The sequence below is a fragment of the Mycolicibacterium stellerae genome (genome assembly GCF_003719305.1).
GTDB lineage: Bacteria > Actinomycetota > Actinomycetes > Mycobacteriales > Mycobacteriaceae > Mycobacterium > Mycobacterium stellerae.
In genome coordinates this window covers 18,198-41,865 of sequence record NZ_RARC01000032.1, presented here as the reverse complement: position 1 = coordinate 41,865, position 23,668 = coordinate 18,198, and the positions used below count along the sequence as shown (strand labels likewise).

20 protein-coding genes are annotated in these 23,668 nt (G+C 65.9%); 12 read left to right on the top strand and 8 right to left on the bottom strand.

All coding sequences use genetic code 11. From position 1 onward, the window contains the following. Window positions 1–124: 124 nt before the first annotated feature. The 4 genes from D6M19_RS27815 to D6M19_RS27795 all read left to right on the top strand — a co-directional run bounded on the left by D6M19_RS27815 (window position 125) and on the right by D6M19_RS27795 (window position 3,312). Window positions 125–652, top strand: a complete 528-nt coding sequence (locus D6M19_RS27815) for a winged helix-turn-helix transcriptional regulator (protein ID WP_123028510.1) — start codon at window positions 125–127, stop codon at window positions 650–652. A 230-nt stretch (window positions 653–882) separates the two neighbouring features. Next, window positions 883–1,419: a DUF302 domain-containing protein gene (locus D6M19_RS27805; protein ID WP_164478724.1), complete on the top strand. Its 537-nt coding sequence runs from the start codon at window positions 883–885 to the stop codon at window positions 1,417–1,419. 10 nt (window positions 1,420–1,429) lie between these two features. After that, entirely contained in the window at window positions 1,430–1,864 is a 435-nt protein-coding gene (locus tag D6M19_RS27800; protein WP_123028507.1) for a hypothetical protein, read from the top strand. Further along, the gene (locus tag D6M19_RS27795) at window positions 1,861–3,312 is read left to right on the top strand and encodes an amidase (protein WP_123028506.1); all 1,452 of its coding nucleotides are present in this window, start codon (window positions 1,861–1,863) and stop codon (window positions 3,310–3,312) included. The genes D6M19_RS27800 and D6M19_RS27795 overlap by 4 nt, the downstream gene beginning before the upstream one ends. Before the next feature lie 26 nt (window positions 3,313–3,338). Here the strand turns inward: D6M19_RS27795 and D6M19_RS27790 are convergent, their stop codons facing one another. Together D6M19_RS27790 and D6M19_RS27785 are read right to left on the bottom strand one after the other, a co-directional pair. Continuing rightward, complete coding sequence (locus D6M19_RS27790; RefSeq protein WP_206428659.1) at window positions 3,339–5,210, bottom strand: ABC transporter ATP-binding protein; 1,872 nt, start codon at window positions 5,208–5,210, stop codon at window positions 3,339–3,341. A gap of 29 nt (window positions 5,211–5,239) precedes the next feature. Beyond that, on the bottom strand, window positions 5,240–6,982 hold the full coding sequence (locus tag D6M19_RS27785; RefSeq protein ID WP_123028504.1) for an ABC transporter ATP-binding protein: 1,743 nt from the start codon (window positions 6,980–6,982) through the stop codon (window positions 5,240–5,242). Between the two features lie 127 nt (window positions 6,983–7,109). On the opposite strand from D6M19_RS27785, the gene D6M19_RS27780 reads away from it, so the two are divergent. Beyond that, entirely contained in the window at window positions 7,110–7,658 is a 549-nt protein-coding gene (locus tag D6M19_RS27780; RefSeq protein ID WP_234835084.1) for a DUF3558 domain-containing protein, read from the top strand. After that, entirely contained in the window at window positions 7,655–8,209 is a 555-nt protein-coding gene (locus tag D6M19_RS27775) for a DUF3558 domain-containing protein (protein WP_123028503.1), read from the top strand. Before D6M19_RS27780 ends, D6M19_RS27775 begins: the two co-directional genes overlap by 4 nt. A gap of 71 nt (window positions 8,210–8,280) precedes the next feature. On the opposite strand, the gene D6M19_RS27770 is transcribed toward D6M19_RS27775, so the two are convergent. Then, complete coding sequence (locus tag D6M19_RS27770; protein WP_206428657.1) at window positions 8,281–8,787, bottom strand: SixA phosphatase family protein; 507 nt, start codon at window positions 8,785–8,787, stop codon at window positions 8,281–8,283. 102 nt (window positions 8,788–8,889) lie between these two features. Here D6M19_RS27770 and D6M19_RS27765 point away from each other — a divergent pair, with 102 nt between their 5' ends. The 3 genes from D6M19_RS27765 to D6M19_RS27755 all read left to right on the top strand — a co-directional run bounded on the left by D6M19_RS27765 (window position 8,890) and on the right by D6M19_RS27755 (window position 14,299). Further along, complete coding sequence (locus D6M19_RS27765; protein WP_123028501.1) at window positions 8,890–10,038, top strand: metallophosphoesterase family protein; 1,149 nt, start codon at window positions 8,890–8,892, stop codon at window positions 10,036–10,038. Window positions 10,039–10,104: 66 nt separating this feature from the next. Beyond that, the gene (locus tag D6M19_RS27760) at window positions 10,105–12,732 is read left to right on the top strand and encodes an AAA family ATPase (protein WP_123028500.1); all 2,628 of its coding nucleotides are present in this window, start codon (window positions 10,105–10,107) and stop codon (window positions 12,730–12,732) included. Between the two features lie 28 nt (window positions 12,733–12,760). Further along, window positions 12,761–14,299, top strand: coding sequence for a GMC family oxidoreductase (locus D6M19_RS27755; protein WP_123028499.1), 1,539 nt, complete (start codon window positions 12,761–12,763; stop codon window positions 14,297–14,299). Here the strand turns inward: D6M19_RS27755 and D6M19_RS27750 are convergent. Next, window positions 14,283–14,702: a DUF1622 domain-containing protein gene (locus tag D6M19_RS27750; protein WP_123028498.1), complete on the bottom strand. Its 420-nt coding sequence runs from the start codon at window positions 14,700–14,702 to the stop codon at window positions 14,283–14,285. The genes D6M19_RS27755 and D6M19_RS27750 overlap by 17 nt on opposite strands. 61 nt (window positions 14,703–14,763) lie before the next feature. On the opposite strand from D6M19_RS27750, the gene D6M19_RS27745 reads away from it, so the two are divergent. The 3 genes from D6M19_RS27745 to D6M19_RS27735 are packed head-to-tail and all read left to right on the top strand — an operon-like array spanning window position 14,764 to window position 18,099. Next, window positions 14,764–16,017: an alpha/beta fold hydrolase gene (locus D6M19_RS27745; RefSeq protein ID WP_123028497.1), complete on the top strand. Its 1,254-nt coding sequence runs from the start codon at window positions 14,764–14,766 to the stop codon at window positions 16,015–16,017. Window positions 16,018–16,072: 55 nt separating this feature from the next. Beyond that, a complete protein-coding gene (locus D6M19_RS27740) occupies window positions 16,073–16,729 on the top strand; it encodes a hypothetical protein (RefSeq protein ID WP_123028496.1) in 657 nt (218 codons plus the stop codon). After that, the gene (locus D6M19_RS27735; RefSeq protein ID WP_123028495.1) at window positions 16,726–18,099 is read left to right on the top strand and encodes a coiled-coil domain-containing protein; all 1,374 of its coding nucleotides are present in this window, start codon (window positions 16,726–16,728) and stop codon (window positions 18,097–18,099) included. Before D6M19_RS27740 ends, D6M19_RS27735 begins: the two co-directional genes overlap by 4 nt. A 19-nt stretch (window positions 18,100–18,118) precedes the next feature. Here D6M19_RS27735 and D6M19_RS27730 read toward each other — a convergent pair whose 3' ends face one another. Genes D6M19_RS27730 through D6M19_RS27715 form a run of 4 tightly spaced genes read right to left on the bottom strand, consistent with a single transcriptional unit; the run spans window position 18,119 to window position 23,590 of the window. After that, entirely contained in the window at window positions 18,119–19,840 is a 1,722-nt protein-coding gene (locus tag D6M19_RS27730) for an oligopeptide ABC transporter substrate-binding protein OppA (protein WP_123028494.1), read from the bottom strand. An 11-nt stretch (window positions 19,841–19,851) separates the two neighbouring features. Continuing rightward, window positions 19,852–21,690, bottom strand: a complete 1,839-nt coding sequence (locus tag D6M19_RS27725; RefSeq protein ID WP_123028493.1) for an oligopeptide ABC transporter ATP-binding protein OppD — start codon at window positions 21,688–21,690, stop codon at window positions 19,852–19,854. Then, on the bottom strand, window positions 21,687–22,616 hold the full coding sequence (locus D6M19_RS27720; protein ID WP_123028492.1) for an oligopeptide ABC transporter permease OppC: 930 nt from the start codon (window positions 22,614–22,616) through the stop codon (window positions 21,687–21,689). Before D6M19_RS27720 ends, D6M19_RS27725 begins: the two co-directional genes overlap by 4 nt. Continuing rightward, on the bottom strand, window positions 22,613–23,590 hold the full coding sequence (locus D6M19_RS27715; protein ID WP_123028491.1) for an oligopeptide ABC transporter permease OppB: 978 nt from the start codon (window positions 23,588–23,590) through the stop codon (window positions 22,613–22,615). Before D6M19_RS27715 ends, D6M19_RS27720 begins: the two co-directional genes overlap by 4 nt. Window positions 23,591–23,668: the final 78 nt, after the last annotated feature.

Below are 23,668 nucleotides of genomic sequence, written 5' to 3'. Positions count from 1 at the left end.
TGGTGTGCGGTCGTTGCGTTTAAGCGGATCGCTTGCATCGCCGGTCGACGGGTCCCCAAATCGACACCAGCCCCTGCTCGGCAATAGTTCGATGAATGAATCACATCTGACGTACACTCGCAATATGGCCCTACGACGCGAGTACGACAAGGAGATCTGTCCCGTTGCACGTTCACTCGAAGTGGTTGGTGAGCGATGGACCCTTCTGATCGTCCGTGATGCGTTTTACGGTGTTCAACGGTTCACGGACTTCCGCGCGCATCTGGACATCCCATCTGCTGTTCTGACGGAGCGTTTGAAGCTGCTCGTCGACCACGAAATATTGGCGACGTCGATCGGCACGAGTGGCAGGGACGAGTATCTGCTGACTCCGAAGGGTGAACAGCTCTGGCCCATCGTGTGGGCAATGATGCACTGGGGCAACGAGTATTACGTGACGGAGGAACTGCGTCGACCCATCGTGCATTATGGATGCGGCGGCCAGCTCACTCCGTTGGGCAACTGTGGACGTTGCGGCACGGTTCCCTCGCCGCGCGATCTGGAGGTGCACCCCAGGGCATCGGAACCAAAGGCCGCCGGCCGCGACGATCGGGTCAGCAGGCTGTTGACGCGCCCGCACCGGATGCTCGAGCCCCTTACTGAAGTCGCTTGACGCCGTGGTGTGCATCTAGAGCCGCCATGCCCATGCCTCACCGCACCTCGACCTTCGGATCTGCTCTTGAACTTCATTCATTGAAGTTGTAATGTCGGTTTCGAAAGACCCGCATAGCCAGGGCAATCGACGTCGACGGCCGTCCGGCATGCGGCCGATTTTCGGTGGCCGCAGACACGGTCGCCTCGTTGATGCCGGTAATCCGACGGTAATCCGAGAGGAAAGCAATCGTGACGAGAAGTGCAACCACCACAGATCATTCGATACGGCGGCTACACCTGCCGCTCGGTCGACCGTACGAAGAGGCTGTTGCAGATTTCGAGCGCGTCGTGCCGCCCATTGAGCCGGAACGGTTCCAGTCCCTGCAGAGTTGGGAGGACAACCTCGCACTTTGCGACGCCGTCGCGCCATTGGGACTGATGCGTTTCGCCTCGATCGACGTGCTGGCGTACATGCGCACGTCGGGAACCGACCGCCCAGGAATCGAGTATCTTGCGGGCAACCACACGATCGCCGAGCGCATGTATCGGCATGAGCCCGCGGCAATGCTCTATGCGCCCCTGCGCCTGTTGATACACGCGGACGACGACGGCCAGGGTGTCTTGGTCATCGACCAGCCGAGCACATTGTTCGACAGTCTGGGCGATAGTGCGGAAGTTGCCGCTGTCGGAAGAGAGTTGGACGGCAAGGTCGCCGCGGTGTTGTCCGCGATGGGTGTCGACGTGCCGCCGGTTCTCAAAGAGTCACTCCCCATCCACTCGGTGTGAAAGGCCTGTCATGCATCCATTGCGCGCACTCAGAGAGCGGGGAAACAACACCCCCCACGAGGTTTCTGCACTTCTGTCCGACGACATCGAATTCCACACCCCGATCCTGACCAAGGTCGTCACCGGCCGCGAACTGATCGGCCGCATCTGGGCACTCTCGTCAAACCTGCGTTCCGGCCGCTACGTGCGGGAGGACAAGCTCGACGAGCGCACCACATTCCTGCAGTGGCAGGGGCAGATCGACGGCCGCGATCTCGAGATCCTGGAACTCATCGAGGATGACGACCGAGGGCTGATCCGGAAGAGGGTCGCTGCCTACCGACCGCTGCCTGCCGTGGAATTGTTCCGAACGGCGATGTACCCATCCGTGAAGGAATGGCTGGGCCCTGAGTACTTCAGCTATATGCCCGAGGATGAGGCGACCTTGGCGAGGACGAAGTCATGACCACCACATTGCCCGACCCCGTCACCAGCCGGACTTCAGAACCTCTGCATTATCAGGACGCGACCGCCCTTGCGGCACTGATCGCCGCCAAGCGTGCGTCATCCCGCGAGGTTGTACAGGCGCATCTGGATCGCATCGCCGACGTCAATCCGAAGATCAACGCCGTCGTCACCCTGCTGGCCGACGACGCCCTGCGCGCCGCCGATGCCGCCGACGCCGCAGTCGCCAATGGTGCCGAATTGGGCCCGCTGCACGGTGTTCCGGTGACCGTGAAGGACTCTCTCGACACCGCAGGCGTTCCCACCCAACACGGCACCAAGTTGTTCGCCGGCTTCGTCCCCGAGGCCGACAGCACTGCGGCGGCGCGGTTCAAAGCCGCAGGCGGAATCCTCCTCGCGAAGACCAACCTCCCCGAATTCTCGGCATGGACTGAAACCGACAACCTGGTGACCGGCCGCACCAACAACCCGTGGAACCTCGACCGCACCCCCGGTGGCTCCTCAGGCGGAGAGTCCGCCGCGATCGCGGCAGGCATGTCGCCGATCGGCATCGGCAGCGACGTCGCGATCTCCCTGCGAGGCCCCGCCGCGTTCACCGGGATAGCCGCCCTCAAGGCCACCCACGGTCGCATCCCCTTCACCGGCCACTTCGCACCGATGACGTCGGCCTGGTTTCATGTCGGCCCGATGGCCCGCACGGTGCGCGACATAGCGCTTGGATACTCCGTGCTCAGCGGCCCTGATGGTATCGACGGATATGCTGTGCACGCCAAGGACATCGACTCGGCCAGCACACGGATCGCCGGTCAGACCATCCGGGTCGGCTGGGTATCCGACGATGCTTTCGGGCCGGTGGATCCTGAGATCACCACCGCTGTCGCCGACGCGGCATCGCGACTCGCCGACCTGGGCTGCCGAGTCGAGCAGATTGGCGCGCCATTCCTCGAGCAGACCGACGCACTGACCGCGGTGATGACGTTCTTCTACGGACAGCTGGTGCCGTACGTCAAGACATTGGCGGCTGGGCGTGAACGCGAACTGTTCGCGACCGGTTCCGGCATTGTCGCTATGGAGGACCCCACATTCACCCAACTCCACGCCGCCAGGGCGACATCGGAGACCTTGAGGTCCGCGTTCGCCGGTTACTTCCGCGACTTCGACGTCCTGCTCTGCCCGGTGAATCCCATGACCGCCACGCCGCACGGGGCGCTCGAACTCGTCGTCAACGGGGTCTCCGTGCCATGGACGCACATAATGGATGCCACGTCACCCTTCAACCTGACTGGGCTGCCTGCAATTTCAGTGCCATACGGCTTCAGTTCCGAGAACCTGCCGATAGGAATTCAACTCGTCTCGAAGTGGTTTGACGAGTCGACCATTCTGCGGCTCGGCGCATTGCTCGAACGCAAAGGCGGCCTCGGCGATCGCCGCCCGCCAGTCTTTGCGTAGGGTCGCCCCGCGAGTAGTCACGCCCGCTAAGCCTGCGCCATCGCCCAGTATTCGCCCCTGCGCGCCAGCAGCTCGGCGTGGCTGCCGCGTTCGACGATCCGGCCTTCCTCCATCACCAGGATCTGGTCGGCGTCGCGGATCGTCGACAGCCGGTGGGCGATGATGAAGCTGGTCCGGTCTCGGCGAAGCTCGACCATCGCGTGCTGGATCAGCAGCTCGGTCCTGGTGTCGACCGAGCTGGTCGCTTCGTCGAGGATCAGAAGCTGCGGGCGGGCCAGGAACGCGCGGGCGATGGTGACCAGCTGCTTCTCGCCTGCGCTGATGTTGCCGCCGTCGTCGCTCACCCTGGTGTCGTAGCCGTCGGGCAGTGTGTGCACGAACCGGTCCACGTAGGCGGCCCTTGCCGCCTCGACGACTTCGTCCTCATCGGCTTCTGGCCTGCCGTAGGCGATGTTCTCGAAGATCGTGCCGCCGAACAGCCAAGTGTCCTGCAGCACCATCCCGATCCGCGACCGCAGCGATTCCCGGCTGACTGTCGAGATGTCGACGCCGTCGACCAGGATCCGACCCGAGTCGACGTCGTAGAACCGCATCAGCAGGTTCACCAACGTCGTCTTGCCCGCCCCGGTCGGGCCGACGATCGCGACGGTGCTGCCGGGCTCGGCGACCAGCGACAGGTCCTCTATGACCGGCGTGCCCTGCCGGTAGGCGAAGTTGACGTGCTCGAACTGCACGCGGCCGCGTTGTCCGTCGGGCGACGGCAGCGGCGCAGGCTCATCCGGGGGCTCCTCGTCGGCGTCGAGTAGATCGAACACCCGCTCGGCGCTGGCGATGCCGGACTGCAGCGTGTTGTACATGCCCGCGACCTGGGTCAGCGGCTGGTTGAACTGCCGCACGTACTGGATGAAGGCCTGGATGCTGCCAAGGGTGATCTGGCCGGTGGCGACCTGGATACCGCCGACCACCGCGACCGCGACATAGCTCAGGTTGCCGACGAAGGTGGTGGCGGGCCCGACCAGCCCGGAGAAAAACTGCGCGCCGCGGCTGGAGTGGTAGACATCGGCGTTGCGCTCGCGGAACTGCTCCTCCGCCAGCGCCCGGTGGCCGAATGTCTTGACCAGGTTGAAGCCGCTGTAGGTCTCCTCGATGTGGGCGTTGAGCCGCCCGGTGTTGGCCCACTGCGCGACGAACAACCGCTGCGACCGGCGCGCGATCTCGCGGGTGACGAACAACGACAACGGCACGGTGACGACCGTGAGCAGCGTCAGCAGCGGCGAGATCGTCAACATCATCACCAGGACGGCGAGGACGGTGAGCAGCGACGTGAGCAGTTGGCTGATGGTCATCGACAGCGACGTCGAGATGTTGTCGACGTCGTTGGTGACGCGGCTCAACACCTCGCCTCGCTGCCGGGTGTCGAAATACGAAAGCGGTAGTCGATGCAGTTTGTCTTCGACATCCGACCTCAACGCGACCATGGTCCGCTGCACCACGACGTTGAGAAGTCGGGCCTGAATCCAGAGCAGCAGCGCGGCAACCAGATACAACGCGAGGGCCAGCATCAGCGTTCGGCCGATGGCCGCGAAATCGACGCCATCACCCGGCACCACGTTCATCCCCGACAAGAGGTCGGCGAACGTGTTGTCGCCGCGAGCCCGGGCAGCCGCGACGGCCTGTTCCTTGGTGATGCCCGCGGGCAGTTGGCGGCCGATCACACCGTTGAACAACAGGTCGGTGGCATGCCCGAGGATGCGCGGACCGACGACACCGATCGCGATGCCGCCGACACCGAGCATGATCACCGCCGCGGTCGGGCCGCGCTGCGGGGTCAAGCGCTTCACCAGCCGGATCGCTGAGCCCTTGAAGTCGCGGGAGCGTTCCGTCGGCGCCTGCACCATGCCGCGGATCGGGCGTCCAAGGGGCGGGGTCACGGACTGCCACCGATGCCTGCGCCGACCGCCTGGGAGTCCGCGAACTCGGCATACGTGGGACAGTCGGCCAGCAGCGACTCATGCGTTCCGATGCCCACCACCTTGCCGTCGTCGATGACGACGATCTGATCGGCCGTGGCCACTGTCGAAATCCGTTGCGCCACGATGACGACCGTGGCGTCTGCGGAGACCTCGCTCAGCGCGGCCCTGACCCGGGCATCGGTGTGAACGTCGAGCGCGGAGAACGCGTCGTCGAACAGATAGATCGCAGGCCTGCGGATGACGGCGCGGGCGATGGCCAGCCGCTGCCGCTGGCCGCCGGAGAAGTTGATTCCGCCCTGGGCGACGGGCATTTCGAGGCCGTCGGCGTTGGCGCGCACGAATCCGTCCGCCGCCGCCACCCGCAACGCTTCCCACATCTCGTCGTCGGTCGCGTCGGACTTGCCGAAGCGCAGGTTCTCGGCGACGGTTCCGGAGAACAGGTAACCGCGTTGCGGGACCAGTCCGATCGATGTCCACAGCTGCTCGGTGTCGTAGTCGCGCACGTCGATGTCGTCGACGCGCACGACCCCGGAAGTCACGTCGTACAGCCGGCAGATCAGCGATACAAGCGTCGACTTTCCCGATCCCGTCGACCCGACGATCGCGGTCGTGGTACCGGGCCGTGCGGTCAACGAAACATCTTGCAGGACAGGCTTATCGGCACCCGGGTAACAGAACGTGGCGTTGGTCAGGCTGATCGCGCCGTCGACGGTTTCCGGTCGGACGGGTTCGGCGGGGCTGGTGATCACCGGCTCGGTCGACAGCACCTCGGTGATCCGTTCCGCACACGCGGCCGCCCGTGGCAGGAGGACAAGGATGAACGTCGCGAGCAGCACCGCCATCAGGATCTGCATGAAGTAGGACAGGAACGCGATCAGCGAGCCCACCTGCATTTGACCGGCGTCGATCCGCATGCCGCCGAACCAGATCAGCGCGACGCTGGAGACGTTGATCACCAGTGTGGTGATGGGCAACATCAACGCCTGCCAACGACCGGCGGTCAGCGCGGTGTCCGACAACGCCTGGTTCGCCTCGGCGAATCGCTTGCGTTCGAAGGGCTCTCGGGCGAAGGCGCGGATCACCCGGATACCCGACAGCTGCTCGCGCATGACCCGGTTGATCCCGTCGATGAGCCGCTGCATCCCGCGGAAAATCGGCAGCAGGTGCGACACCACCCAGTAGTTGGCCAGCGCCAGAACGGGAACGCTGACCAGCAACAGCCACGACAGCCCGGCGTCCTGATGTACCGCCATGAAGATGCCGCCGATCGACATGATCGGCGCGGTGATCAGCATGGTGCAGGTCAGCTGGACCAGCAGTTGGACTTGCTGGACGTCGTTGGTGGTGCGCGTCAGCAGGGACGGCGCCCCGAACCGTGCCGTCTCGGCCGTGGAGAATCCCGTCACGTGGTGGAAAATGGCCGATCGCAGGTCACGGCCGAAGCCCATGGCGGCGCGCGAACCGAAGTACACCGCCCCGACGGCGCAGACCACCTGCAACCCGGTGACTGCGAGCATCACGCCGCCCAGTTCGACAATGGTGCCGGTGTCGCCCTTGGCCACGCCGTCATCGATGATCGCCGCGTTGACCGTCGGCAGGTACAGCGAGGCGAGCGTGCTGATGATCTGGAACACCGCCACGGCAGCGAGCGGCCAGCGATACGGCCGCACGTACTGCCGCAGCAGTGCCAGGAGCATCTCGCTACTTTCGCATACCGACCTGTCCGTCCTCGCGCGGCCCGATGCCCGTTTTCGGTATCGAAATAGCAGGTCAGCGTGTCTCTCAGGTTCACCTTGGGTGGCGGCCGCTACAGTGTGCGCTGTGATCCCCAGCAACGTGAAGCGGGTGGTCGCTGCGGCGGCCGTCATGATTCCGGTGTTGGCTGCATGCTCTTCCGGCTCGGATTCGGCGTCACCCGAAGGGCCGCAGGGGCCGTCGCCGGCGCAGGGCATTACCCACGGACCGTTCTTTCCTCAGTGCGGCGGCATCAGCGACCAGACGATGGCCGAGCAGACGAGGGTGACGGGACTGGTCAATACAGCCAAGAACTCGGTCGGCTGCCAGTGGCTGGCCGGCGGCGGCATCCTCGGCCCGCATTTCTCGTTCACCTGGTACCGCGGTAGCCCGATCGGGCGTGAGCGCAAGACCGAGGAGCTGTCGCGCAACAGCGTCGAGGACATCAACATCGAGGGACACGACGGCTTCATCGCGGTCGGCGAGGACCCGACGCTGGGCGCCAACCTGTGTGAGATCGGGATCCAGTACGACGACGACTTCATCGAGTGGTCGATCAGCTTCTCCGAGAAGCCCTTCCCGGATTCATGTGAGGTGGCCAAGGAGTTGACCCGTCAGTCGATTGTGAACGCGAAATGATCGGCCGGGTTCGCCGTGTCGGCGCGGGACTGGTCGCCGTGCTCGCCGTGCTGACGATGCTTCTCGGTTGCTCGCGCACGGTCGAGGGCACGGCCGCCAAGGCAGGCGCGGGCGATGTGCCCCGCAACGACGATTCGGCGAAGGAATATCCGAACCTGCTCAAGGAGTGCGAGGTCCTCACCGAGGACATCCTGGCCAAGACGGTAGGGGCGGATCCGCTGGACATCCAGAGCACGTTCGTCGGCGCGGTGTGCCGCTGGCAGGCCGCCAATCCGGCCGGTCTGATCGACATCACCCGCTTCTGGTTCGAGCAGGGCAGCCTCGACAACGAGCGCAAGACCGCCGACCAGCTCGAGTACAAGGTCGAGAGCCGCGCGATCGCGGGCGTTCCCTCGATCGTCATGCATCCCAACGACCCCAACGGTGCGTGCGGTGTCGCCAGCGACGCTGGCGGCGTGGTGGGTTGGTGGGTCAACCCGCAGCAGCCGGGCATCGACGCGTGCGGGATGGCGCTCAAGCTGATGGAGCTGACGCTGGCCACCAGCTCCTAGCACCACGAGCGCGCAATCCTGTACGCAGAATGCCCCGAAATCCGTACAAGGGTGTGCGCTCGCGGTGTGAATCAGCGGGGCACGTGGAACGTGACCAGCGCGGCGCTGCTGAGCGTCAGCTGCTCCCATGGCTCCGCGGTACGCAGCACTGCGATCGCCGAGGTCGGAAACTTCGTCGAGATGTGTTCGGCCGCAGTTTTGTTGCTGCCGTCGGGAGTCGCCAGGCCGAGCGCCACCGATGACATCGCCGGTTCGTGGCCGATCACCAACAGGGTCTCCACCTCGGGGTCGACTCCGTTGATCTCCCGGATCACCGCGCCGGGCGTCGCGTCGTACAGCCGGTCGACATAAGTCACCGGCGCCTCGATTCGGGTCCGCGCAAATGTCTGGCGGGTGCGGGTCGCCGTCGAGCACAGCACCGCGTCGACGGCGGGGGTGTGTGCGCGCAACCAGTCTCCCGCCAGTCGCGCCTCCCGTTCTCCCCGCGCGGCCAGCGGACGCTGGTGGTCGGCCACTCCGGCTGGATAGTCCGACTTCGCATGCCGAAGCAACATCAGTGTGCGATAGCGGTCGGTCACCACTTCACCGTATGGCATGCCGACGCACGTCCACCGTCTTGTCGGCGACCGGACCTACACTCGCCACACCTAGCAAAGACGCGGCAGGGAAGGAGGGCAGAGATGCGATTCGTGCACACCGCCGACTGGCAGCTCGGGATGACCCGGTACTTCCTCAACGGCGAGGCGCAGCCTCGGTATTCGGCCGCCCGCCGCGAAGTGGTGGCGGGGCTGCGGACGGTGGCACAAGAATGTGGCGCCGAGTTCGTCGTGGTGGCGGGCGACGTGTTCGAGCACAACCAGCTGACTCCGCGGGTCGTCAGTCAGTCGCTGGAGGCGATGCGCGGCATCGGGGTCCCGGTCTACCTGCTGCCCGGCAACCACGATCCGCTCGACGCGTCATCGGTGTACACCAGCGCGCTGTTCACCGCCGAATGCCCGGACAACGTCACGGTTCTCGACAGGCCGGGGGTGCACCAGGTGCGCCAAGGTCTGGAGATCGTGGCCGCACCGTGGACGTCGAAAGCACCCACCACCGACCTGGTCGCCGAAGTGATCGACGGTCTACCGGCCGACGGGACCACCCGCGTCGTCGTCGGACACGGCGCCGTCGACATCTTCGTTCCCGACAAGGACCGGCCGTCCCTGATCCAGCTCGCGACTGTGGAAGAAGCGATCGCCCGCGGCGCGGTGCACTATGTGGCGTTGGGCGACAAGCACTCTCGCATGCAGGTCGGCGCGACGGGCCGGATCTGGTATTCCGGATCACCCGAGGTCACCAACTACGATGACATCGAACCCGACCCCGGACATGTGTTGGTGGTCGACATCGACGAGGCCGACCAGAGCCGGCCGGCGACCGTCGAGCCGCGCAGCGTTGGCCGGTGGAGGTTCTTGACCCTGCACCATGCGGTGGACAGCAGCCGCGACATCGCCGACCTCGACATCAACCTCGACCTGATGTCCGACAAGGAGCGCACGGTTGTTCGGCTTGCGCTCACCGGATCGTTGACGGTGACCGACAAGGCCGCCCTTGATGCCTGCCTGGACAAGTACGCACGGCTGTTCGCGGCGCTGCGCCTGTGGGAGCGTCAGTCCGAAATCGCGGTGATCCCGGCCGACGGCGAGTTCGACGACCTCGGAATCGGCGGTTTCGCCGCCGCCGCGGTCGACGAACTGGTGGCCGCCGCGCGCTCCGACGGCGAGGACGCCGACGACGCACGTGCGGCGCTGTCGCTGCTGCTGCGTCTGGTGGACAGGGGTATCGCATGAGGCCCGAAGGGGAGTGCGAGTGAGGATCGCATCGAAGCGAGGACCGGAGCGAACAGGAGCCGAGGCATGAGGTTGCACAGGCTCGTGCTGACGAATTACCGCGGCATCACCCACCGCGAGCTCGTTTTCCCCGACCACGGTGTGGTGGTGGTCTGCGGAGCCAACGAGATCGGTAAGTCCTCGATGATCGAGGCGCTTGACCTGTTGTTGGAGGCCAAGGACCGGTCCACGAAGAAGGAAGTCAAACAGGTCAAGCCGACTCACGCCGACGTGGGCGCCGAAATCATTGCCGAGATCAGCACGGGCCCTTACCGTTTCGTCTACCGCAAGCGGTTCCACAAGCGCGCGGAGACCACGCTCACCGTGCTGGCGCCTCGTCGCGAACAGCTCACCGGAGACGAGGCCCATGACCGGGTGCGGGCGATCCTCGACGAAACCGTCGACGTGGCACTGTGGCGGGCGCAGCGCGTGCTTCAGTCGACGTCGACTTCACCGGTGGACCTGTCGGGATGCGATGCGCTGTCCCGGGCGCTCGACGTCGCCGCCGGTGAGGCGGTCCAGATGTCTGGTGCCGAGCCGCTGCTGATCGACCGGATCGACGCCGAGTACCTTCGCTACTTCACCCCCACCGGACGCCCAACCGGCGAGTGGGCCACAGCGACCAAACGCATGCGGGACGCCGACGATGAGGTGGCCCGGTGCGCGGCCGCGGTCGCCGAGGTCGATGACGCGGTCCGGTCGCACGCCACCCTCACCGCCGAAAGCGAGCGGCTCGCGGCCGAGCGCGCCGAGGCGGTCAAGCGACTGACCACCGCCCGAACCGCGGCCGAAGAGGTCTCCGTGCTGTCCCAGCAGCTCAAGCAGGCCGAGGTGGTCGCCGCGGCGGCAGATGCCACGCTCGGCGCGTCCGTTTCGGCGCTGACCGAGCGGCGGAGGCTGCAGGCCGACGTGGGGGAGCGCACGGCGGCGGTCGCCGAGCTGGAAAGCGCTGCCGCGCAAGCGCATGACGACGAGCTCACCGCGCGGGAGGTCCAGGAAGCCGCTGAGGCCGCCGCCGAGGAGGCGCGCGCTGCCCTGCAGGCGGCTCAAGCGCGCGTGGCTGCCGCCCGCCGCGACGTCGAGCAGCTGTCCGACCGCGACGAGGCCAACCGGCTCTCGAGCCGGCTGACGAAGATCGACGCGGCACGCCGCGAGGTCGAGCGTGCCGAGCGTGAACTGGCGTCGATAGCGCTCACCGACGCTCTGATGCGGGACATCGAGACGGCCGCCGCCGCGGTGGAGCGCGCCGCCGCGCAGGCCGAGTTGGCGTCGGCCCACCTCGAGGTCGTCGCGGTCGCGAACATCGAGCTGCGGGTCGGCGGTGAAGCCGTCGCGCTTGGTGCAGGCGGCACCTGGTCGGCGAACGCCACGACGACGACCGATATCGAAGTACCGGGTGTGCTCACCGCACGGGTGGTGCCCGGTGCGCCAGCTTCCGATACTCAAGCCAAACTCGATGCCGCCCAACAGGTTCTGACGGAGGCGTTGGCGGCCGCCAAGGTCGACGACGTGGTGGGGGCGCGTGTTGTCGATCAGCGGCGACGGGAACTGGCCGGGATCCGCGACAGGTGGACGGCGACAGCGCACGGCCTCGTCGGTGACGACGATGTCAACGCGCTCCGCGCGCGATTGTCCGAGCTGCAGGCCGCCGCAACCTCAGACATGGGCGATACGACTGGCCAAGGTGATTCGGCAAGTGCCCGTGCCGAACTCAACGAGGCCAACGCCGCACAGCAGAAGGCCATCGCCGATTGCGAAATGCACCGTAAGGTCGCCGAGGCTGCGGCAAAGCGATTGGGGGAGAGGGCGACCCAGGCAAGCGTTGCCCGCGAGAAGTGCACCGCGTGCTACGCCGAGCTGACCGTCGGACGGGACCGCCTGGCGCAGCAGCGGGCCACCGCGACCGACGACGAACTCCTCGTCAAAGCCGAGACCGATATGGAGAAGGCGCGCCGCGCCACGGGGCTCGTCGCAGACCTGGGTGGCGAGCTCGCCCGTTGCGCACCCGATACCGTCGCCGCCGCCCTCGATGAGGCGCTCGGACGTGTCGAGGCACTCGGCGACCGCTATGACGAGGTCGCCGACGCCCTGCGCATGGTCACTGCGCAGCTGAAGGTGTACGGGACCGAGGGCCGCAAGTGCCAGCTCGACGCGGCCGAGACCGAACGCGAGCATGCCGAAGCCGAGTATCTGCGGGTGCACAGGCGGGCGCGGGCCGCGCAGCTGCTGCGCTCGGTGATGGTCCGACACCGTGACGCGACCCGGCTGCGCTACGTCGACCCGTTCCGCAACCAGGTGGAGCGGCTGGGACGCATCGTCTTCGGTGACACCTTCGAGGTGGAGATCGACAGCCAGCTGCGCATCTGCAGCCGCACGCTGTCCGGTCGCACCGTGCCATACGAGTCGTTGTCCGGCGGCGCGAAGGAGCAGCTGGGCATCGTGGCCAGGCTGGCCGGGGCCGCGCTTGTCGCCAAGGAGGACAGCGTCCCCGTCGTCATCGACGATGCGTTGGGCTTCACCGACCCCGAGCGGCTGATCAAGATGGGCGCGGTGTTCGATGCGGTCGGCGGCGACGGCCAGGTCATCGTCTTGACCTGCAGCCCGCAGCGGTATCAGAGCGTGGGCGCCGCGCATCACATCGAACTGTCCGCGTAGGACTGCGGCACCTTCTAGACTCCGCCGGGTGGAAGCCGACTACATCGTCGTGGGAACAGGCTCAGCCGGGTCCGTGCTGGCCAATCGACTCAGCGCCGATCCGGCCACCTCGGTGGTGGTGCTGGAGGCAGGCACCAGGGACAAGAACAAGTTCATCCACATCCCCGCCGCGTTCGCGAAGCTGTTCCGCAGCGAGGTCGACTGGAACTACTCGACTGAGCCGCAGAAGCAGCTCGACGGCCGCGAGATCTATTGGCCCCGTGGCAAAATGCTCGGCGGCTCATCATCGATGAACGCGATGATGTGGGTCCGCGGCTTCGCCGCCGACTACGACGAATGGGGTGCCCTCGCCGGTGAGGAGTGGGACTTCGCCCATGTGTCGAAGTATTTCGCGAAGATCGAGGCCGGCCCGCTCGTCATCTCGCCGCAGCGCAGCCCGCGCAGTTCGACCGCGGCGTGGTTGACCGCCGTGCGGGAATGCGGGTACGACGTAGAAAGCCCCAATTGCGATGCGCCGGAGGGTTTCTGCGAGGCGCTCGTCACCCAACGGAGGGGTGCGCGGTGGAGCACGGCCGACGCGTATCTCAAGCCGGCCCTGCGCAGGCCGAACCTGACCCTGCAGACGTCCGCCACCGCTACCCGTGTGCTTTTCGACGGACGGCGCGCGGTGGGCGTCGAATTCAGCCAGCTCGGCCAGCGTCGCGTCGTGCGGGCCCGCCGCGAAGTAGTTCTGGCCGGGGGCGCGGTGAACAGTCCGCAGCTGCTCATGCTGTCCGGTATCGGTGATCGCGAGCAGCTCGGCACGCACGGTATCGGCGTGGTGGCCGACGTGCCCGAGGTGGGCCGCAACCTGATGGATCACCTCGCGGTGCCGATGGGCTTCGACGTTCCCGACGACACCTTGACCGGCGCCGAGAAGCCCGTGGAGCTACTCAACTACCTGATTCGCAGGCGAGGGATGCTTACCTCGAATGTCGGTGAGGGCTACGGTTTCCTACGCAGCCGACCGGAACTCGACGTGCCGGATCTCGAGCTGATCTTTGCGCCTGCGCCGTTCTTCGACGAGGGCATCGGCGATCCGTACGACCGGCATGCCGTGGTGATGGGGCCGATACTGGTGAAGCCGCGCAGCCGCGGCAGCATCACGCTGAGATCGGCTGACCCGCTGGACAAACCGATCATCGATCCGCAGTACCTCAGCGACGACGCAGGCGAGGATCGGGCCGCATTGATGTCGGGACTTCAAATCAGCGCCAGGATTGCCCGTTCACCAGCGCTGGGCGGCGTGATCGGCAAGATCGCCCGCCCCGTCGGCGCGACGAGCCTGAACGACGAGACCTTCGAAACGGCGATCAACGAGTGTTCGCAGACGCTCTACCACCCCGTCGGCACCTGTCGGATGGGCGGCGACGACGCGAGTGTGGTGGACCCGCAGCTGCGGGTACGCGGCGTCGACGGTCTGCGGGTGGCCGACGCATCGGTGATGCCCGCGATCGTCCGCGGACATACCCACGCCCCCAGCGTGCTGATCGGAGAGAGGGCCTCCGACTTCATTCGCCGAGGTTAGGTTGCGGGTCTGGCGCAGATCGCGCGGCGCGGGTGGTCCTGGCCAGCACTTCGGGGCCCGTCGTCAGTGCCTTTCGCCACGGCGCGACACCGTCGATCTCGACCTCGATCGTGAAGCTGAGCACCGTGCGGATGAGGACGATCACTCCGAGGATGGCGGCGTCGGTCAGCGACGGTTTCGACGTGACTGTCTTGACGATGTCGGCGGCGACGAGCAGTTCGAGGCCGAGAAGTATCGCGCCGCCGATCGAGTTGCGCAGCGTCTTGAAAGCCCGCTCCCCGCCGATTCGTTTCCACGTCACGAGGGCCAGACCGATGGCGTAACCGGTGCCCAACACCATCGACGAAACGCCAAGCACCTCGAACGCCTGCGTCGCCCGTTCGAAGAACTGTTCCAAGTTCACCGCGTCCCCGTCGTCGACCTGTGCCGCGACTCTATTACTGCCGGGAGCAGAATGGTGGGCGATGACCATGAACGCCAAGCGTCGCCGTGCGCACGACAAGCTGGCCGCGATGCCGGGCGTGCGTCCGGTGCGGCGGCCGGTCACGCCGGACGGCCACGACGAGTTCGATCTTTTCTACGTCCGTACCGGCAGGAAGTCGCCGAACCCGCTGGTCATCATCCCCGGCGGACCCGGTGCGGCGTCGGTCGCGTTGTATCGCGGGCTGCGCAGGCATGCGGCGGCCAGGGGTCTCGACGTGATCATGATCGACCACCGGGGTGTCGGGATGTCCCGGCACGACGATCGCGGCACCGATCTACCGCCCGCGGCCCTCACCATCGAGCAGGCCGTGAACGACATCGCCGCGGTCCTCGACGACGCGCAGGTCGTCAAGGCGGTGATCTACGGGACGTCGTACGGCACTTATCTTGCGGCGGGAATTGGTGTGCGACACCCGGATCGGGTGCATGCGATGGTGCTGGACTCACCGCTGTTGTCGGCCAACGACATCGACGCCGTGCGCGATGAAACCCGCCGGGTGTTGTGGGACGGGGATGACCCCGAAGCCGCCGAACTGGCGCCAAAGGTGCGCAAACTCGTGCACGACGGCGTGCTGACGCCCGCGGCGGGACAGCTCACCGCGGCGGTTTACGGTTTCGCCGGACCTGCGGTGCTGACCCGGCAGCTGGATCTACTACTGCAGGGCCGACGGGGGCTGTGGACGGTGTTGGACCAGGCGTCGCGGTTTCTGCTCGAGCGAAAAGCGCCGTATCGCCACGAGCCCGACCTGGTCGGCCGGATCGGCTTTCTGGAACTGAACTACGGCGCGGTACCCGACGGCAAACCGCTTGACCCCGCGGCCGCATTCCGTGAAATGGCCGAGCAACCTTTGGAATTCGAAGCCGAGCCCTACGATCTGGTCGCCGAGATGCCGAAGTTCAGTTGGCCGACGGTCGTCATCTCGGGTGGCCGCGATCTGATCACACCCAGAGCTGTCGCCGAAGAGATCGTGTCGCTGATTCCGCAATCGGTTCTCGTCGAGCTTGCGACGGCGGGCCACAGCGCGATCGATGTGCGCGAGCACGCCGCGCTCGATATCGTCGAAGCGCTGTACCACGGCGACATCGGCGGCCTGCCCGCGCGTGCGAAGGGGTTGGACGCCGTGCCTGCCAGCCTGGGAATCCGGCTGTTGGTCGGGGCGCTGGGAGTCGCCGCCATCGTCGAATCCGCGCTGCCCACCGCGATTCCGCGTGTGGTGCAGCGGGTTACTTCATGAAGCCCATCAGCGGGCCCGCTGGATTCGCACTTCGGCTACAGGGAGAATGATTCGAATGACCAACATTCCGCAGGCAATGGAGTCTCCTGTGCCGCTGCGCGAGTTCGTCGTTTCGCCAGGTTTCGCGGGTGCGGCAGCGGTAGTCGCGGCGCTAATCGTTCTGTGCGCCGTGCTCTACGCGGCCCGACGTGCAGGCAAGAGGCTCAAAGATGAGCTCGAGCAGCGTGAGCGCCATCATCAAGAGGCGCGCGACGCCGAGCAGCATGCCGCCGCGACCCAGCAGTGCTGGGAGACGCTCAAGTGGCTGGTGAAAACCGCAGGCGTCGAGCCGGCAGCCAGCGAGGGCGCTACCCTTGGCCTCGGCCCGGAACTCGCCATGACAACCCTGCGCGGATTGCTTCGTGACGCCGAGCGACTCGGAGATGAAACACTCGCCGACGCTGTGACGGTTCACCTGAACCAATTCGCTCTGGTGCTGGCGCAGCAGGGCGGCCCACTGGCCGAACTCGCCGCAGTCGCGCCGCCTGCGCCGCCCAGCGGAAAAGCCCCTGCGCCGCCTGCGCCTGGTGGAAGAACCCCTGCGCCGCAGGTGACCTCGACGGAGAAGCCGGCTAAAGCGCCTGACGGCAAGCCTGTCAAGCAGCAGGCAACAGACGAAAGGCCGCAGCCGACGGCCGAGCTGACAGCGGACGGGCGGCGTCGCCAACGATGACGACGACATTGCAGCATATCGAGGATCTCAGCGTTGACGAATGGGCGGCGCTGACCCGTCGCGCCGCGGTGGAGGCGGTGGCGGCCGCCAAACAACGCGGAAAGACGCCACCGCCAGAACTGGTCGCGGTCGCGGCGATGACAGAGCGTCAGCTCCTCGAGCGTCGTGGACGGAATGCAAAGGCCAGACAACGGCTTTCGCCGCTCATGCAGCTCGTCGAGGCCGATCACCAGCGGCGGATGGCCGAAGGTCGTGCACGCGAGGCATACCAGGCCAAACTGGATGCCGAGGCGTTGGCGGCGGCGGCTCGAGTTGAAGCCGATGAGTCGGCACGCATCGCCGATGAGGCACGCGCTGCGGCCCGCGCTGCGCAGCAGCAGGTGACCGAACGCGACCTTGAACGAACGGCTGAGCGTGCCGCCGCAACCGAGGCGCACGAGCAAGCGGTGCAGCGGTTGCGCGCAGAGCTTGATCAGCTGCGCGCCGACGCCGACGCCGAGATCGCGACGGCGCGCGAGCGGGCGACCGGAGCTGAGGCACGCGCCCAGCAACGGGCTACCGAGCGCACGGCTGCCAGCGAAGCTTCCGAGCAGGCGGTGCAGCAATTGCGGGCGGAGTTCGAACAGGTTCGCGCCGATGCCGAAGCCGTGGTCGCGGCGGCGCGCGAGCGGGCGGCCGCAGCAGAGAAGAGAGCCCAACAGCGGACGGCTGAGCGGGTCGCCGCAAGCGAGGCCGCCGAGCAGGCGGCGCAGCAGCTCCGCGCCGAGATGGCCAAGGTGCGCGCCGATGCCGACGCCGAGATCGCCGCATCGCGAGGTTGGGCTGCCGGTGAGGCGGCGGCTGTGCGGGAGGCTGCAGACGCCGAGGTGGCCCGAGCCTATTCCGCTGCAGGAGATGCCATCCAGGACGCACAGGCCCAAGTCGCGCGCAGCATGGCCTTACAGCCGTTGTCGATTCCGGTACCTCCGATTGAGTTCCGCTCGGAGACGGGGCATATCGAGAGCGCGCTCAACGCGCTGCACCAGATCGATTACGTACTGGAAGTCGAGATGGTCAGTGGCCGCGGCCCTGAATTGCCGATCGACATGGGTCTGATCCAGACCCTGGTGTCGGCGGTGCGCGACCACGCGATGTACCTATCGAACCAATCGCAAAGCGCCACAAGCGGTTTCAATCCGCCACCGCGCAGTGCGGCCGCGGTGTATGCGGAGGTCGCCGAAGAGGCGTTCCGCGCCTTGTTGGAGCGCGTCGAGAAGGTCATTCGGCAGTTGGCAGGTCGTAACCTCGGCCCGGACGCCGAGATCGTCGATGTCGTCACCGCGATGCTGGCCGATCCGTGGGTACAACGAGTCCGCGACCAGGACTCGTAGGCACTTAGGGCGCGGTCGGTTACTTCATGAAGCCGATCTTGGTGACATCGATGTCGCCGATGCCCGCCGGACCGTAGTTCGCCAAGTTGCTTCGCACCGCGACGTTGCCCGCCGACTGGAACAGCGGCAGGCTGAAGCCGATGTCGAAGACGAGCTTGTCGAATTCATTGGCCAGCTCGCGTGCCTTCGCGGGATCGAGTTCGTCGAAGGTCTGTTCCGCCTTGGCGTCGATCTCCGGGCTGCTGATCTTGCCGAAGTTGCTCTCCGCGTTCGTCGTATAGATCTGGTTGAGGCAGCACAGTGAGAACGCGTCACCCACCCAGCTGAACTGTGCGATGTCGAAGTCACCCGGAATGATGTAGTTGGTGAAGAAACCACCGCCGCCCTTGGCGTCAAGCTCCAGCTTCACACCGATCTGCGCCAGGCTGTTCTGCGCGATCTGGGCAACCTGTCGTGTCGTGACGGCGTCGTAGAGCACGTCGCGAATCACCAACGGCTTGCCGTCCTTCTCGCGAAACTGGCCGTTGAGGCGCCAGCCGAGCGCATCGAGTTCCTCTTTCGCCTTCTCGGGATCGAATGCCACTGCGGCACTGTTGTCCTGATAGCCCTCCTGGCCGGCGACGTAAATGTGGTTGTTCAGCGGTACCGGCTTGTCGACGAGGCCGCGTTGGCTGACGTTGGCGATCGCCTGCCGGTCGATGCCCTTGGCGATCGCCAGCCGCAGTGCCTTGTCCGCGAGTATCGATCCTGGCGCCCCGTTGAACGTGAAGTGGTACCAGCTAGGGCTGGGTGCGCGCCGGATGGAGATGCCAGGGGTGTTCCGCGCGGTGGTCAACTCGGGAAGCGAGACCAATCCGGTGGCGTCGATCGTGTTGTTCTGTAGAGCAGGCAGGCGGGCGGCGTCGTCGAGCACCAGATAGGTGATGCTGTCCAGCAAGGGTGGCGCGCCCCACCATTTCGGGTTGCGCTTCAACGTGATTCGCTGTGCCGTGCGGTCCAAGTCTGTGACGATGAACGGGCCTGCGGAGGGCCCGGGACGATCGAGTTGTCCCTTGTTGAACACCTCGGCGGTCGCGGTCATGCTTTTCGGCAACAGCGTCGTGTTCCCCGCGAACATGCCCCGCCAGTCGGAGAAGGGCTTGGCGAAGGTGATGACGGCCTGACGGTCGTCGACGCCCCGGGTGACCTTCTCGACACGGTCGGCGCCGTTGGGAGTGGAAAAGCGGAAGTCCTTGTTCTTGCCGCTGGTTGCGCTGATCTGCGACGCGATGTCCTCCCACGTGATCGGCGTCCCGTCGCTCCACACCGCCTTGGGATTGATGGTGTAGGTGACCACCTGGGGGCTCTCGCTGGTCAGCTCGACATTGGTGAAGAAGTCGTTGTTGACCGTCGTGGTCCCGTCAGGCGCGACACGGAATGCGCGCGGCATGGTCGCCCTCAGCATCGCCGCGGCATCGGCCTGCGGCCCGTCGACGTTGAGCGTGTTGAAATTCGACGGATACTCTGTCAGCGCCAAGCGCAGATTGCCGCCCTGCCGAAGCGTGGCGGGATCTTGCGGGTTGATGTCGTTGGTCTTGCCGACCTCGGCGTTACCCCCCGCGGGCGGTGCTTCCTTGTCGGCGCCCGAGCAGCCGGCAACGGTGAGCGCCGCCACCAGTCCCACGGCGAGCAGACGCAAAAGTCCCCCGACACGCCGTGCGGAGGGGACTTTTGCGTCTGCTCGCGCAAGTTCAGGACTCATGGAGACCGACTCTAGCCGCGGTCCGGCTCTGGTTGAGGCACTGCAGCCAGCAACTTGCGGGTGTAATCATCGCGCGGGTTGGTGAATACCTGCTCACCGTCGCCCTGCTCGACGATTCTGCCCTTGAACATCACCGCTACCCGGTGGGCGAGGTGCTTGACGACGGACAGGTCGTGGGAGACGAACAGGTAGGCAAGCCCGAACCGGTCCTGCAGGTCGAGAAGCAGGTTGATGATGCCTGCCTGGATCGACACGTCCAGCGCCGATACCGGTTCGTCGAGTGCCAGGATCTTGGGCTGCAGCGCCAATGCGCGGGCGATGCCGATGCGCTGCTTCTGGCCGCCGGAGAACTCGGCCGGATACCGGTTGGCGTCGGCCTGTCGCATCCCCACGATCTCCAATACCTCCGAGACGCGGTCGTCGATCCGCTTTTTGTCGAAGCCGTTGGCGGCCAACGGTTCTGCGAGTACTTCGGATACCGGCAGCCGTGGGTCCAGTGACGCGACAGGATCCTGGAACACCACCTGCAAATCGCCGCGCAGAGCCCGGCGGGCCTTGGTGGTGAGCGTCGCCACGTCGGCACCGAGCACTTCGATGGAACCCGACTGCGGCGCGGTGAGGTCCAGGATCTGGTGCAGCGTTGTCGATTTTCCCGATCCCGACTCGCCGACGATGCCCAGCGTGCGTCCCTGCTGAAGCTCGAAGCTCACCCCGTCGACCGCGCGCACCTCGCCGACGGTTCGGCGAAGCACCACACCTTTTGTCAGTTTGTATGTCTTGGCGAGGTTTTCGACGCGCAATACCACGGGGGCGTCGACGTGCTGTTGGTCGGCGGTGATCGGCGCGGTGGAGACGCCGTAGATCTCGGCTGCGCTGCGGCCGGTGACCTGTTCGGTCCTGATACATGCCGCGGTGTGAAAGGCGCCGACCGTGATCAATTCGGGTTCGGCGGTGCGACAGTCGTCGATCGCCAGCGGGCAGCGCGGTGCGAACGGGCAGCCGGGCGGCAACGCGGCCAGCGACGGTGGTGCACCGGGAATGGGTACCAGCCGTGCCCCCTGGGCAGCGTCGAGCCGGGGTACCGACCCGAGAAGTCCTGCGGTGTAGGGCATCCGGCGGTCGCGGTAGAGCGCTCCGACCGAGGCGACCTCCACGGCGCGACCGGCGTACATCACGATGGCGCGGTCGGCGAACTCGGCGACCACCCCGAGGTCGTGGGTGATGATCAGCACGCCGGCGCCGGTGACGTCACGTGCGGTCTTCAACACGTCGAGGATCTGCGCCTGCACGGTGACGTCCAGTGCGGTGGTGGGCTCGTCGCAGATCAGTAGGTCGGGGTCGTTGGCGATGGCGATGGCGATGACTACACGCTGGCGCTCGCCGCCGGACAGTTCGTGCGGAAACGACCGCGCGCGCTGTTCCGGCTGGCCGATGCCGACGAGGTCCAGCAGTTCGATCGCCCTGGCGCGCGCCGCCCTGCGGGTGGTGTTCACGTTGTGCACCTCGATGGCCTCGGCGATCTGGTCGCCCACCGTGTAGACGGGTGTCAGCGCAGACATCGGGTCCTGGAACACCGTCCCGATGGCCTTGCCCCTGACCCGCGACATCCGCTGGTCGGACAGCCCGAGCAACTCGTCGCCGTGCAGCCGCACCGATCCGGTCACTTCGGCATACTCGGGCAGCAGGCCGACGACGGCCATCGCGCCTGCCGACTTGCCAGCGCCCGACTCACCGACCAGAGCGACGACCTCGCCCGCATCTACGTGGTAGTCGAGACCGCGAACAGCCTCGACCCGCTCGGCTTCGGTGGGAAAGGTGACCGAAAGGTCGACCACGTCGAGGAGACTCACTTGCGCTTCCTTCGCAGCGGCCGTGCGCTCGGATCGAGCGCATCCCGAATCCCGTCTCCAATGAGGTTGGTACACAGGACGATCAGCACCAGGACGCCCGCAGGAAAGAGAAATACCCAGGGAAACGTTGTGGCCGAATTGGTTCCGTCGGCGATCAGCGTGCCCAGTGAGACATCGGGTGGTTGGATGCCGAAACCCAGGAAGCTCAAACCGGTCTCACCGATGATTGCGGTGCCGACATTCAGGGTGGTGTCGATGATGAGCAGCGATGCGACGTTCGGCAGGATGTGCCGAACGATGATTCGCCAGCTCGGCACACCCATGTACCGGGCCGCCACCACGAACTCGCGTTCCCGAAGGCTCATCGTCATGCCCCGGACGATTCGCGAGCTGATCATCCAGCCGAATGCCGAGAACAACAGGATCAGCCAGAAGACGCGTTCTGACGAGCCCAGTCGCGGCGTGACAATCGCGATCACGATGAAGCTCGGCACCACCAACAACAGGTCGACCAGCCACATCAGGCGGCGGTCGCGCCAGCCGCCGAAATACCCGGCGATCGCACCGACCGTCGCGGCAAGCACCGTTGCGATCAGCGCCACGCACACGCCGATCAGCATCGACTTCTGCATCCCTCGAAGTGTCAGCGCCAGCAGATCCTGGCCGAGCGCATTGGTGCCGAACCAGTGGTCGACGCTGGGTGGCTGTTGCAGCGCGTAGTAGTCCAAATCGGTGTAGCTGTACGGCAGCAGGGGCGGAAGCGCGTAACAGCCGGCGAGGAACAACACGAGCAGCGCCAGCGAGATGACGGCCGGTTTGTTGCGTAGGAACCTGCGCCATACCAGGGTGCGCCGCGACGCGAACTCGTGTGCGTCCAAACCCGACTTGGCTGTCGTCGCGGTGTCGGTGGTGACAGGCTCGGTCATGAAACACGCACCCTTGGGTCGAGCGCCGCGTAGATCACGTCGGACAACAGCCCGGCGAGTAGGACAGCGGCGCCGGTGAACACCGTCACGGCGGCGATGATGTTGGTGTCCTGGGTGGCGATGCCCTGTACCACCCACTCTCCCATGCCGTGCCAGCCGAAGATCTTCTCGGTGAACACCGCTCCGGTCACCAAACCGCTTATGCCGTAGGCGAAGAGCGTCGCCATCGGGATCAATGCGGTGCGCAGCCCGTGTTTCAACAGGGCCTGCCGTCGGGTCAGGCCTTTGGCGCGTGCGGTGCGGATGAAATCCTGACCCAGCACATCGAGCATCGCGTTGCGCTGATAGCGGCTGTAGCCGGCGATTCCCATCAGTGCGAGCGTGAACGTCGGCAGAACCAGATGCTGCATCCGGTCGATGAATTGGTTCCACGCGCCGCCGACCGCATCCGGCGACGTCTCGCCGATGTATTCGAAGAGCTGCACGCCGAGAATTGAATTGACCCCGTTAGCGCCAAGTGTCAGCAGGCTCGCGATGACGAAAACCGGTGTGCTCAATAACAACAGCGACGCAACCGTGATGACGCGGTCACTGAGGTGGTACTGCCGGATCGCCCCCCATGCCCCGACGACCACACCGATCACCGTGCCGAGCACCGCGCCGATCACGAGGAGGCGCAGGCTGACCCCGACGCGGCGGCCGAGCTCCGCCGAGATCGGTTGGCCGGTGATCGTCGTGCCGAAGTCGCCGCGCACTGCACCTGATGCCCAATGCGCGTAACGCATCGGAATCGGCTTGTCCAGGTTCAGTTCGACCCTCTTGGCCTCGATGACCTCCGACGGCGGGCGCGGATTCCGTGACTCGAGGCTGTCGAGTGGTTTGAACGAAAACGACGTGAGAGCGAACGTCAGGAACGACGCCAGGATCAGCAGCAGGATGTAGTTGACCAGGCGCCGCGCCAGGAACCGCGTCATCGGCGAGGCTCCACGGCTGTCATGCGCACAGGGTATGAGATGGCGGCCTGTGAAGCTGCGAACGCGACGGGCGTGCGG

What these genes read in the sequence shown, in the direction of transcription:
- D6M19_RS27815 (WP_123028510.1), top strand. Translation starts at nt 125, where the DNA reads ATGGCCCTACGACGCGAGTACGACAAGGAGATCTGTCCCGTTGCACGT.
- D6M19_RS27800 (WP_123028507.1), top strand. Translation starts at nt 1,430, where the DNA reads ATGCATCCATTGCGCGCACTCAGAGAGCGGGGAAACAACACCCCCCAC.
- D6M19_RS27795 (WP_123028506.1), top strand. Translation starts at nt 1,861, where the DNA reads ATGACCACCACATTGCCCGACCCCGTCACCAGCCGGACTTCAGAACCT.
- D6M19_RS27790 (WP_206428659.1), bottom strand. Translation starts at nt 5,210, where the DNA reads ATGGTGCAGGCGCCGACGGAACGCTCCCGCGACTTCAAGGGCTCAGCG.
- D6M19_RS27785 (WP_123028504.1), bottom strand. Translation starts at nt 6,982, where the DNA reads ATGCTCCTGGCACTGCTGCGGCAGTACGTGCGGCCGTATCGCTGGCCG.
- D6M19_RS27775 (WP_123028503.1), top strand. Translation starts at nt 7,655, where the DNA reads ATGATCGGCCGGGTTCGCCGTGTCGGCGCGGGACTGGTCGCCGTGCTC.
- D6M19_RS27765 (WP_123028501.1), top strand. Translation starts at nt 8,890, where the DNA reads ATGCGATTCGTGCACACCGCCGACTGGCAGCTCGGGATGACCCGGTAC.
- D6M19_RS27760 (WP_123028500.1), top strand. Translation starts at nt 10,105, where the DNA reads ATGAGGTTGCACAGGCTCGTGCTGACGAATTACCGCGGCATCACCCAC.
- D6M19_RS27745 (WP_123028497.1), top strand. Translation starts at nt 14,764, where the DNA reads ATGACCATGAACGCCAAGCGTCGCCGTGCGCACGACAAGCTGGCCGCG.
- D6M19_RS27740 (WP_123028496.1), top strand. Translation starts at nt 16,073, where the DNA reads ATGACCAACATTCCGCAGGCAATGGAGTCTCCTGTGCCGCTGCGCGAG.
- D6M19_RS27735 (WP_123028495.1), top strand. Translation starts at nt 16,726, where the DNA reads ATGACGACGACATTGCAGCATATCGAGGATCTCAGCGTTGACGAATGG.
- D6M19_RS27730 (WP_123028494.1), bottom strand. Translation starts at nt 19,840, where the DNA reads ATGAGTCCTGAACTTGCGCGAGCAGACGCAAAAGTCCCCTCCGCACGG.
- D6M19_RS27720 (WP_123028492.1), bottom strand. Translation starts at nt 22,616, where the DNA reads ATGACCGAGCCTGTCACCACCGACACCGCGACGACAGCCAAGTCGGGT.
- D6M19_RS27715 (WP_123028491.1), bottom strand. Translation starts at nt 23,590, where the DNA reads ATGACGCGGTTCCTGGCGCGGCGCCTGGTCAACTACATCCTGCTGCTG.